The sequence below is a fragment of the Flavobacterium sp. 140616W15 genome (assembly GCF_003668995.1).
In the GTDB taxonomy this organism is placed as follows: domain Bacteria; phylum Bacteroidota; class Bacteroidia; order Flavobacteriales; family Flavobacteriaceae; genus Flavobacterium.
Genome location: NZ_CP033068.1, coordinates 2588739 through 2601727, shown reverse-complemented (window position 1 = coordinate 2601727; position 12989 = coordinate 2588739). Strand labels below are relative to the sequence as shown.

The following is a 12989-nucleotide window of genomic DNA, read 5'->3' as shown; positions in this document are numbered from 1 at the left end:
ATGTACTATTCGTGGTTTTTCGATTTAATTATAAGACTTTCTTTCGTAGCCAGTTTCTAATCGGTATATCATAGCATTTCATCGTAAGATAGGCTACTGCTATAGAAACGATAACAGTTAGTAAAAAATAAGGCCATGATTGTGCTAATGATAGTTTATTATTGGTTACCCAAGCCATATATACATAGGCAATAGGGTAATGAGTTATATAAACAGGATAAGATATATCTCCCAGAAACTTACAAACTCCAGCTGCTTTCTTTCCTTGTACTTTTCCTCCAGCACCTAGCCATATAACAAAAGGAAACAATATGATTATGCAAAAACATTCAAATAGACGATTCCAAATATTATTATCTCCTCCTAAATGCGGTACAGATAAAAATACAATTAATAATAAACTCGCAGATAAAAATGCATTTTTAGTATAGCGTAGTTTCCCGATTCGGGCTAATAATAATCCTGCTAAAAACGGAAATGTTAAGCGGGTAAAACCTATTCTTAATTGTGTAGGATCATCAATTGTCCATCCTCCGATAATATTACCAGCAGGATTCGTTAAAGCATAATGAATGGTTATTCCAGCAGCTAGTATTGTTAGAATAGATAAAACTATTTTAGATGTTTTTCTTAAAACAAGTGCATACGCAATATTAGCAATATACTCGAAGAATAAAGACCAAGCAGGGCCATTTAATGGGTGCATTTCACTCCATCCTCTTATATCTAATCCTCTGCCTACAGGAATTACGGTAAAGCCAATTAACATAACTAATAGCATTTTCCATAAAGGAACATCATGTATGCCTCCCCAACCCATACCAGCTGAATCCTGAAAATAGAATAATATTGCCCCGATTAGCATTCCTGCTATAATCATTGGCTGTAAACGAACGATACGACGCTTGAAGAAATCTTTTAATGACATTGTACCCCAACGATCATCATAAGCATACGCAAGTACAAAACCAGATAGCAAAAAGAAAAAATCAACAGCTAAATAGGCATGGTTAATAATTAGTTTTGTAAAATCGCCATGAGAATGGACTTCAAAAACATGAAATATAACAACCAAAATAGCTGCTACACCTCTTAAACCGTCAAGTATTTCATAATGTGGTTTAGAACTTTTTAAATCTGTCACTTCTTTCATTAAATAGTAGATGGATTAGAAATAATTATTTTTTTTCGTAAAAATATAATAAAAAACCACGAATATAAATTCGTGGTTTCAATTTTTTGTGATAAAAATTTATCCTTTTTTAAAGCTTCCGTTGTCTACATCTTTTAAGAATTTTATTACGCCAGGGAAATAATGTTTAGGATCATCATATTGAGAAAGATGACTTCCGTCTGGACAAAATAAAAAGCGACCGTTTTGTACTTCGTTTGCGATCCATTTCATATGTTCCGGATCCATGGTATCGTATTTAGAGCCAATTGCCAAAGTGGGAATTGTAATTGTTTTTAATCTTGATTTGATGTCCCAGTTTTTTAAAGTAGCATTTCCAGTTATCCCAAATTCGCTAGGGCCTTGCATATAAACATATACACTCGGGTTGATGTGTTTAAAACACCTGTTTATAGATTCTGGCCATTCTTCAAGAGGCATTCTTAGAATATGCTGTGTGTAATAATTTTTAAAAAGGAGTTCGCTGTATTTTGGATTTTCAAAATCATTCTTAGCTTCAATATCCTGTAGTTCTTTTAAGATTTTTGGATCCATTTGTGGAGCGAGAACATCTTTGGCATATTTATTATATTCAGGAACACTAGCCATCATATTGGAAATGATAAGGCCTTTTAAGTTTTTCTGATATTTCAGAGCATATTCCATAGCAAGGATTCCGCCCCAGGATTGACCTAAAATATAAAAGTTAGAATTGTCTAGCCCTAATGCAATACGTACTTGTTCAACTTCTTCAACAAAGCGCTCATTTGTCCACAAGCTACTATCAGTAGGCTGATCACTATAATAAGAACCTAATTGATCATAATAGATGTATTCGATACTTTCGTTAGGGAAATAACCGTCAAAGCATTCATATAATTCATGAGTAAGTCCAGGGCCACCATGCAGTAATAAAACTTTTATAGTAGGATTGTTACCAACAGTTTTTGTCCATACTTTAAATTTTCCTTTTGGTGTAGTAATCGGAATCATCTTTATCCCACCAGTAAGTTGGTCATCGCGTTTAGAAAAATCTAAATAAGTTGCTTTAACGGGATCGATTTTAGTTTCTTCTTTACAACTAGAAAATAATATAATGCTTAAGAAACAAATGATGAATTTTATTCTCATGATTTTTATTTTTATGATTGTTCGGAACGAATCTAATCTTTTTATTGCAAAAAATTCCACGAATTAATAGAAATTAATTGGTGGAATTTTTATTTAATATCAGATTTACAGTTTCTTATGTGTTAACTAAAGAATGAACTTTTAAATCTATTATGTGATAATGAGCGATTGTATTTATTCGCCGTAGATTTTCTTATAAAGTGGCGCGTAAATTTCTTTGATTATTTTACGTTTTAGTTTTAAAGTTGGTGTTAATTGACCACCATCAATAGACCAAACATCTGGAGTAAGTTCAAAACGTTTGATTTTTTCCCAATGTCCAAATTTTTCATTTACAGATTCAACTTCTTCATTGATACGCTTGATTACTTGAACGTTTGTAATGATATCATCGTTAGAGTTTCCTAAAACTATTTTATGAATTTTAGCCCATTCTTTTACAAATTCAAAGTTAGGCTGGATAAAGGCAGCTGGCATTTTTTCGCCTTCACCAATAACCATTATTTGTTCGATAAAACGAGATTGTTTCATCATGTTCTCAATCATTTGAGGAGCAATATATTTCCCTCCCGAAGTTTTGAACATTTCTTTCTTACGATCAGTAATTTTAAGGAAACCTTCGCTGTCGATTTCTCCGATATCTCCTGTATGGAAATAACCATTTTGTAAAGCTTCTGCAGTTTTTTCAGGATCTTTATAATAGCCCAACATCACGTTAGGTCCTTTACAAAGAATTTCTCCGTCTTCAGCAATTTTCACCTCTACATTCTGAATTGGTTTTCCAACAGTTCCAATTTTAAAACCTCTGTTTCTTGTGTCATTTACAGAAATTACTGGCGAAGTTTCAGATAGTCCGTATCCTTCCATAACTGGTATTCCTGCTGCTGCAAAAACACGAGTTAATCTTGTTTGCAATGCGGCACTTCCAGAAACCATTAAATCGATATTACCACCTAAACCTTCTTTCCACTTACTGAAAATTAATTTACGCGCTATTTTTAATTGAAATTCATACCAGAAACCATTTGCACCATATGGTTCATATCTTAGACCTAAATTAATAGCCCAGAAAAATAATTTCTTTTTGATTCCAGTTAAATCAGCACCTTTTGCATAAATTTTATCATATACTTTTTCAAGAAGTCTAGGAACAGCTGTAATTACATTTGGTCTCACTTCTTTTAAGTTATCACTTAACTTATCAATAGATTCACCAAAATATACCGAAATACCATAATATTGATAAATGTATAATATCATTCTTTCAAAAATATGACAAATAGGAAGGAAGCTTAATGCTACACTGTGACCTGGTTCAAATGGGATTCTTGGTGCACTGTCTAAAACATTCGAAACTATGTTTTTGTGTGAAAGCATAACACCTTTAGGACGTCCAGTTGTTCCTGATGTGTAAATAATTGTAGCTAAATCGTCAGTAACAATACTGTCTTTTCTTGCTTCAACCTCATTTTGATTGCTTTCGTCTGCACCTTGGTCTAATACAATAGTCCAGTTTTTTGCACCAGCAATTTCATCAAAAGTAAAAACATCTTTTAGAGTTGGTACATTTTGTTTAATGGCCAATACTTTGTCTAATACTTCTTTATCAGAAACAAAACAATAGCTACTGCCACTATGGTTTAAAACATATTCGTAATCTTCCTCAGATATAGTAGGATAAACAGGAACGGTTTGTGCTCCAGTTTGTAAAATTCCAATATCCATGATATGCCATTCCGTTCTGTTTGTAGAAGTGATTAAGGCAATTTTATCATCTTTTTGAATTCCCATACGCAACAATGCTCGAGAAATGGCATTGGCTTTTGCGATATACTCTTCAGTTGAGGTTTTCTCCCAAACACCATTACGTTTGGTTACTAAAGCATCTTTTTTATTATATTTTTCTTTCTGATAATAAGGAAAATCAAAAAGTCTCGTAATTGTAACCATGGCGTTTAGATTGAATTTTACCGCAAATTAATAAAATTTATCGTTAATTTTTCTTTTTAATAAATTAAATATGAAAACTTTAATTTTATTTATTTTAAATTACGAAATCGATTTCTTTGTGCGGTATATTTTTAATATTTATATAGCTAATATGCAATACAATAATGTTGTTTTTGTTTGTAAGTCGAAATTTAGTTATTTCTTTACCTCTTCAACATATTCTTTTACTCTTTCTCCAGAAATATACATTTTCTTTTTATTGAAATGAATAGAGAATTGTGCGTAAACCCATTCGTTGTCTTCTTTGTCATTGGTTTTGTACCAAAGTGAATAAGATGCACTATCAAATCCTTCTTTAAATATAGGAATGCCAACTTCTGAACATTCGAATCCCCAAGTGATGTTTTTTTTAGTTAGATCTTCATATTGAAAAATACCAGTTCCATTTGCATTTAGTTGCGTAATTGGTTCTTTTTTTCCATCATAATGATAGATTCCAGTTACAGGATAAGCAATAGTTGTGGTGATGAAACGTTCTTGGTTTTTAGCATTAATTTTTTCAGTTTTAATTTGAGAATAAACAGTTGTTAAGCAAAGAAAAAAAGTAACAAAAAGTAGGTTCTTGATGTTCATTAAGATGGTATTTAGAATTTTATTTTATTTGTTTTTGGAGCATAATAAATAGTGGTATTTTTCATGCGGGAGGGCAAAACTAATAAAATCAGGTCAAAAAAAAAGGCAAAACTAGCACGCTAACTTTATCTTTTTTATACAGAAAATGAGATGTATTGAGAATTAACTTGTTGTGTTTTTGCTGTTGAAGTTTGCGTATGAGAGTAGTCTTACTTAATAAAAAAAAACTCATTCAGTTACGAATGAGTTTTTTTTGTATGAGTATAAAAATTAGATTTTTTCAATCCATTTTCTTGCGTTTACAAAAGCTTCATGCCAAGGAGAAACTTCGTCGTTTCTGTCTTTTGGATAATGCGCCCAGTTCCATTGGAAAGTTGAACGCTCAATGTGTGGCATCATAACCAAATGTCTTCCTGTTTTATCACACATCATTGCTGTGTTATAGTCAGATCCATTTGGGTTTGCAGGATATCCTTCGTAAGCGTATTTAGATACGATATTGTAGTTTTCTTCTGCTAATGGTAAATTAAATTTTCCTTCACCATGAGAAACCCAAACTCCAAGGGTGCTTCCTGCAAGAGATGATAACATCACCGAGTTGTTTTCTTGTACTTTTACAGATGTAAAGATACTTTCGTGTTTGTTACTTTCGTTATGAAGCATTTTTCCGTGAACTTCATGTTCTGGATTGATAACTTCTAATTCCATAAACAATTGACAACCGTTACAGATTCCTACAGATAGAGTGTCTTCTCTCTTGAAGAATTTATCTAAAGCTGTTTTTGCTTTTTCATTATATAAGAAAGCTCCAGCCCAACCTTTGGCTGAACCTAAAACATCTGAGTTAGAGAATCCTCCAACTGCACCAATAAACTGAATGTCTTCCAGTGTTTCACGACCAGAAATTAAATCGGTCATGTGAACGTCTTTTACATCAAATCCAGCCAAGTACATTGCATTTGCCATTTCACGCTCAGAATTACTTCCTTTTTCACGAATAATAGCCGCTTTTGGTCTTGGTTTTGAAGCATCGATTACTGGTTTTTTTCCTGTAAAATGTGCTGGGAAAGTATAGTTTAAAACTTGATTTTTATAATTTTCGAAACGTGCCTGAGCTCTTCCGTTTTTAGATTGTTTTTGATCTAATAAATAAGAAGTTTCAAACCAAATGTCTCTGTATTTAGGAATGCTTAATGACCAATCTCCAACTTCTAAAGTTTCTGTAGTTGTTACAGTTCCAATTTTGAAGAATTCGATGTTGTTTGTGTTTAATTTAGTTTCAACAGCTGTGTCAGATTTTGCTTGGAAAACAATTCCGATATTCTCTGCAAAAAGGATTTTCAATAAGTCTTTTTCTGCGAAAGCAGCGAAATCAATTTTTGCTCCTAGATTTATATCAGCAAAACATAATTCTAGTAAAGTTGTGATTAAACCACCACTTCCGATATCGTGTCCAGCAAGAATTTGATCTTCACCAATTAATTCCTGAATGGTATTAAATGCATTTTTAAAGAATGAAGCGTCTTTTATAGTCGAAGTTTCATTCCCGATAGTATTTCTGATTTGTGCAAAAGAAGAACCTCCTAATTTGAATGCATCTTGTGATAAATTGATATAATAAATAGAGTCACCATTTTTCTGTAAAACTGGTTCTACTACTTTTTTAATGTCAATACAATTTCCACCTGCCGAAATAATAACCGTTCCCGGTGCAATCACTTCATCATTTGGATATTTTTGTTTCATCGAAAGAGAGTCTTTTCCTGTTGGGATATTGATGCCTAATTCGATTGCAAATTCTGAACAGCCTTCAACAGCAGCGTATAAACGAGCGTCTTCACCTTCATTTTTACAAGCCCACATCCAGTTTGCAGATAATGAAATTCCTTTCATTCCATCTTTAATTGGAGCCCAAACAATGTTTGATAATGACTCGGCAATTGCATTTCTGCTTCCTGCCACAGGATCAATTAAAGCAGCAATAGGAGCGTGCCCAATAGAAGTTGCAATTCCTTCTTTACCTAAATAATCTAAAGCCATTACACCAACATTATTTAATGGTAATTGTAATGGACCAGCATTTTGTTGTTTGGCTACTTTTCCACCTACACAACGGTCTACTTTATTAGTTAACCAGTCTTTAGATGCTACAGCTTCTAAACGTAAAACGCTTTGTAGATAATTTTCAAAATCTGTTGCAGAATAAGTAACAGCAGCATAATTTCTATCGATAGTTTTATCGGTCATTATTGTTTTTGGAGAACTTCCGAAGAAATCTTCAAGAGCATAATCCATAGGTTTAGCCCCAGTCGATTTAGATTCAAAAGTAAAACGGTGATCTCCCGTTACATCTCCAACTTGATACATTGGTGAACGCTCTCTGTCAGCGATTCTTTGTAACGTATCAATATCTTTTTGACCAATTACCAATCCCATTCTTTCTTGAGATTCGTTTCCGATAATTTCTTTTGCAGAAAGCGTTGGATCTCCAACAGGTAATTTGTCTAAATCAATTAATCCACCAGTTTCTTCTACTAGTTCAGAAAGACAGTTTAGGTGTCCTCCAGCTCCGTGATCATGAATCGAAACAATTGGGTTGTTATCACTTTCTACTAACCCACGAATGGCATTGGCAGCACGTTTTTGCATTTCAGGGTTAGAACGTTGGATAGCGTTTAATTCAATTCCTGAACCAAAAGCTCCAGTATCTGCAGAAGAAACCGCAGCACCACCCATTCCTATTCTATAATTTTCTCCACCAAGAATAACAATTTTATCTCCTTCTTGTGGTTTCTTTTTTATGGCTTGATCTAATTTACCGTAACCGATTCCACCAGCTTGCATGATTACTTTATCATAACCAATTTTGCGGTTGTCTTCTTCATGTTCAAAAGTTAAAACAGAACCAGTAATTAATGGCTGACCAAATTTATTTCCAAAATCTGAAGCTCCGTTTGAAGCTTTTATCAAGATATCCATTGGAGTTTGATATAGCCATTTTCTTTCGTCCATAGCATTCTCCCATGGCCTGTCATCCTGAGCGGAGTCGAAGGATTTCAAACGAGAGTAAGATGTCATATAAACCGCAGTTCCTGCTAGAGGTAATGAACCTTGTCCTCCTGCAAGACGGTCACGAATTTCTCCTCCTGATCCTGTTGCTGCACCATTAAAAGGCTCAACAGTTGTAGGGAAATTATGTGTTTCGGCTTTTAATGAAATAACAGAATCAAATTCTTTTATTTCGTAAAAGTCTGGTTTGTCTGCTGTTTTAGGAGCAAACTGTTGTACGCGTGGTCCTTTTACAAAAGCCACATTATCTTTGTAAGCCGAAACGATGTCGTTAGGATTTTCCTGAGATGTTTTCTTGATTAATTTAAATAAAGACGTTTCTTTTTCTTCTCCGTCGATTACAAAAGTTCCGTTGAAAATTTTGTGACGACAGTGCTCTGAATTTGCTTGTGAGAAAGCAAAAATTTCAGAGTCGGTTAATTTACGTCCTAGTTTGATAGCAAGATTGTCTAGATAATCTACTTCTTCTTGGCTTAAAGCTAACCCTTCGGTTTTGTTGTAAGCAGCAATATCATCGATATCCAAAATTGCTTCTGGTTGTACGTTGATAGTAAAGATTTCTTGATTCAGTTCAGTATACTTTTGTGAAAGCATCGGGTCAAAATCTGAAAATTCAGTAGTTGCCGGATAAAATTCTTCAATTCTGATAATGCCCGAAATTCCCATATTCTGAGTAATCTCTACAGCATTTGTACTCCAAGGGGTAATCATAGTGGCACGTGGGCCAACAAAAAAATCCGTTAGTACGGATTTTTCTATTTTATTGGAGTTGGCAAAAAGCCAATTTAATTTTGAAATGTCTTGAGCCGAAATTTCGTTTTGCGTTTGTACTGCAAAAACAGTTTTGCTTTGGTTTTCAAAGAAATGAATCATTGTGTTGTGTAGTTTGTTGTATTTTAGTTGCAAATTTAGTGTAAATAAATAGTAAGCGCAAATTTGAAAACGAACTCTTTTAAAAAAAATTACAGTGATTTTTTTTCATCAGAATGACGAGAGTGGCAATGGTAATGTGTAGAGAAGCAGGATAGTACATTTTTTTTAAATTTTGCAAAGACGCAAATATTTTTGTTTCATGCAGATTTGGCTGATTGAGCAGAATTAATTGATTTGAGAATTATTAAATATCTATAAATTATTTAGAGGTTTTGTATCTGCTTTATCTGCAAAATCTGCGTGAAAAATTAATTTTAAAATCTTCAGAAACAAAAAAAAAGCGACAATTGTCGCTTTTAAATTATTGATTGTGTGAATTTTAATTAGTTGATTGCTATCTTTTTAATGAAAGTTTTTTCCTTGTTTGTTACTTTTATTATATATAATCCTTTTGGGAGATTGCTTATACTTATAGCTTCTTGTGTTGTAGCTTGTTTTTTGTATACTTTTTGACCTGATATCGAAACTATTTCAATTGTGTATGGAGTATCTGAACTATTGAAATTAATATTAAAATTTCCATTTGAAGGATTAGGGTATAGCACTATTTCATTTGAATCAGAAAGAATCTTTTCTTTTGCAACGCCAAGGAATTTACTACCTAAGTTATTGCAGGTATCTGTTGTAAATGAATCCCATTGTCCATTTAGGTTAAATGTTGCGCTAGGAGATGTTACGGTCGATTTTCTTCTTAATGTTATATCGACTGCAAAGTTTGCAGACCCGCCGTTATAGGTTCCGATAATATCGATTAGTACGCCGTTTTTGAATAAGCCTACAGGATCATTTCCATTAAAAGTAAGTTCGGCGGCAGTTGTCGAAAGATTTGCTGAGCTTGTAGGGAAACAGCTAGATGCCATTAAGTTGTTTACAATAGTGAATTTGCTTCCTGTATTTATAATGCCACTTAAAGCGAGTCCTGAACTCCATGCGCCAGCTCCATTGGTTTGTCTTTTTATGCTGTAACCAGATAAGTTAATAGCACTTCCAGTTGCATTCATGATTTCTAATGCTTTGTTATTCCCGGAACCTTCTATGTATTCAGAGAATAATAAGTCTGTAGTGGTTCCTGGATCTGGTCCAATACTTGTATCTGTTGTTACTGAGATGGTATTGCTTACTGCTGAAGTATTTCCTGCGGCATCTTTTGCACTTACAGTAATGTTGTAACTTGTTAAAGGCGTTAAGCCAGTAATTGTACCACTTAATCCTGTTACTGTAGTTTTTAAAACGCCATTTGCATAAACATTATAATTTGTTACTGCTACATTGTCTGTAGATGCAGTCCAACTTAAAGAAATAGAAGTGGCAGTTTTTGATGTACTTGCAAGATTTGTAGGTGTTGTTGGTGCTTGCGTGTCAGCAGAAGGATTCCATATCTGATTTACATATTCTGGATGGTCGATATATGGATTTCGGTTATTTTGGCGTGCATAAATAGCATTGTTTCTTGTAATCTCTCTTGGGCTTACTGGATCTTGTGCGTTCCATGCTAAAAGAATATTTAGAAATGCGGCAGAAAAAACTTTATCACCAGAGCCATCAAACATAGGATAGCTATAACCTGCAACGGTATTTTCATACCGTGTTGCAAAATAAAAATACATTCTGGCAATGTCTCCTTTGAATTCATTGATTGGTTCGAAAACAGTTCCTGAATAGCCAGATGTAGAGTTTGCCCCTAACTTTCCTCCGTTTTGAGAAATATAGGTTGGTGTGTTTACAACTCCATGAGGATAATTTGATCGCATTCCGTTTACTTTTCCATCTGTAGGTGTAATAAAATGAGCGTCGGAAACCATTGGTGCTTTTTCGTTAAATACTGATTGCGGAATTATGTGTTCTCTGTTGTAGCAATCTCCTTCTTTTGAATAATTGCCACATCTTTGTGTGGTTGCTATGCTATAATTATAAGGGTCTGTTCCTGATGGATTTTCAGAATACATATCTAAGACACTTCCGTCATTTTCGAAAAAAGCATCAATATCGGATGTTTGATATGTGGTGTATAAGCCAGCATATCCATTATCGGTATGTCCCTTAATAATGTTGTATAATTGGGTTTTTAAGGTGTAACCAGTTCCTGTTGCCGTGTTGTAATATCCAGATGGGATTTGTGCAAAGGTGGCAGTTGTAAATAGTAATAATACAATGTAAGAGTAGGTTTTCTTCATGGATAATAGTTTAAAGTTGAAAAATGGGGCTTTTAAAACTGGTTCAAAAAATTGATTTTGAATAGGTTAGTTTTATTTTAAAACAAATCTACATCTTTTGAAGATATGTTGTATTAAGATATGTTTAATTTATGAAGCATTTTTCTTACTCGCAATTATTGTGAAGATTTAATTTGAAGATGGCTTTGTGCCTTAGCGTCTTTGAGAGCATTATAAAAAAGATGGGTTTTACATATTCAATTTATTTCTCTCTAAGTCGCAGAGATGCCAAGTCTTTTTAATAAAGATAAATAACTGTTTCGATTTTATTTCGATTTTGGAAATGGCATACTTTGGTATGCTCCTAAATCTGGAGGAGAAGTTCTACTATTCCCTATGATATCCAACGAAATGTTATAGGTCTGGTTTCCTTTTGCGAAAGCACCAGAATTGGTATCGATATTAAATTTGTTTTGAGAAACTTTGTAAAACTTTGGATCTTGATTTAGTATGATTCCGTTATAATGCTGGGTATCGGTGTTGAATTGGTAATCTGTATTTGTGCTTGTACTGCTATACTTGATTAAGCAATTATTGAATTGATATACAAAGGTTGCATTGCTTTTTTTGTCTAATAATAACTCGTTTGTATTTGAGCCGTATATAATACAGTTGTTGAAAGTTGCTTGTATTAAATCTCTAGTTTCTGGAGTTGCTCCTGAGAGAGTATTGCTTAGGTAAACTGCGCTTTGCTGAGAACCTTGCCAATTGTTATTGAAGGTACAGTGTGTAAATTGATAGTTTCCACCATATAAGCAAGCTAAACTTGATAATCCAGCGCGATTTATTACAATGTTCTCCCCTTTTATTTTTCCGTTTTGTGCTAAAATACCATGATTAACGGAATTGTAAATTTGTGTGTTTTTAATGCTTACTGTTGTTTGGTCACTATTTTCTATAAACAAACCTGTTGTGGCATTTTTAATAGTTAAATGATTAATGGTGTTATTTGTACTTCCATCGGCAAGCCAGATAGTTCCCCATTGCCCAGGAATATCAGAATATAAAGGTTCTAAACGATCTCCTTCAAAAATGACTTCTTTTTCTAATTTTTCTGTTGAAGATAATGCTCCATTTACATTAAGACTTGCATTTTTACTAACCAATAAGCCTGAGTTTGCATGAAAATAAACTCTTGCGCCAGGATCAAACGTAGCGGTTTTTCCTTCAGGAACGGCCGCGTAACCATATATGACGTATGGTTTTTGATTTGTAAATTGTAATTCGTTATCTTCTAAGAAAAAGCCTTCTACTTCTTTACCATTGATTGGTAATGTTTCTATAGTTCCATCAGAGGATTTTTTTGGATATAAAAAAGTTGCATCTTGTATTAGTGTTACTAATTCTACGTTTTGAAGATTTGCACCACTATCAAATTGAATTTGGTCGGTATATAAAAAATCGGTTGGATTTGCATCGGTAATTGCGGCTGTTGTTTCTATAAAAACATACATGCTGTCTTTTGCTAGAAGCGTTACATTATTAAAGATCTTTCCTTCTGTTCCGTGCATTCCATCAACGGTCATTCTGTATTTAGAACTTAATCCTTTGCCTAATTTGATTGTTGGAATGGTAATGTCTTTTTTTCCTTGATTGTACACTTTTAGTTGGTATGTACTTGAACCGATATTGGTAAAAACGGTATCTAAATATACGGTGTCTTTTGAGAAAACTAAATCTCCAGTACTGGCAACGGTTTCGAAATCACTTCGACATGAACTTGTTGCTAAAAGTATTCCGATAGTAAATAGTATAAAAAAAGTACGCATTTGAATAGAATTTATGTAAAAATAGCAAAAAAGTAATTCGATTAACATATCATTTTTAATTTAGAATTGCATTTGCTACTTTGTGACTTATCTTTTATTTAATTTTACATTTTAAAGCCA

7 protein-coding genes are annotated in these 12989 nt (G+C 33.5%); all 7 read right to left on the bottom strand.

Annotation, left to right across the window (positions count from 1 at the left end):
- Positions 1–28 precede the first annotated feature (28 nt).
- Positions 29–1153: an acyltransferase gene (locus tag EAG11_RS11080; protein ID WP_129539234.1), complete on the bottom strand. Its 1125-nt coding sequence runs from the start codon at positions 1151–1153 to the stop codon at positions 29–31.
- A 99-nt stretch (positions 1154–1252) separates the two neighbouring features.
- Positions 1253–2302 carry a proline iminopeptidase-family hydrolase gene (locus EAG11_RS11075; RefSeq protein ID WP_129539233.1) on the bottom strand — a complete coding sequence of 350 codons (1050 nt, stop codon included), beginning with the start codon at positions 2300–2302 and terminating at the stop codon, positions 1253–1255.
- A 174-nt stretch (positions 2303–2476) separates the two neighbouring features.
- On the bottom strand, positions 2477–4252 hold the full coding sequence (locus EAG11_RS11070) for a long-chain fatty acid--CoA ligase (RefSeq protein ID WP_129539232.1): 1776 nt from the start codon (positions 4250–4252) through the stop codon (positions 2477–2479).
- 195 nt (positions 4253–4447) lie between these two features.
- Positions 4448–4885 carry a hypothetical protein gene (locus EAG11_RS11065; RefSeq protein ID WP_129539231.1) on the bottom strand — a complete coding sequence of 146 codons (438 nt, stop codon included), beginning with the start codon at positions 4883–4885 and terminating at the stop codon, positions 4448–4450.
- A gap of 270 nt (positions 4886–5155) precedes the next feature.
- On the bottom strand, positions 5156–8827 hold the full coding sequence (gene purL, locus EAG11_RS11060; RefSeq protein ID WP_129539230.1) for a phosphoribosylformylglycinamidine synthase: 3672 nt from the start codon (positions 8825–8827) through the stop codon (positions 5156–5158).
- Positions 8828–9210: 383 nt separating this feature from the next.
- Positions 9211–11061, bottom strand: coding sequence for an endonuclease (locus EAG11_RS11055; protein ID WP_129539229.1), 1851 nt, complete (start codon positions 11059–11061; stop codon positions 9211–9213).
- Between the two features lie 305 nt (positions 11062–11366).
- Positions 11367–12869: a right-handed parallel beta-helix repeat-containing protein gene (locus EAG11_RS11050; protein ID WP_129539228.1), complete on the bottom strand. Its 1503-nt coding sequence runs from the start codon at positions 12867–12869 to the stop codon at positions 11367–11369.
- Positions 12870–12989: the final 120 nt, after the last annotated feature.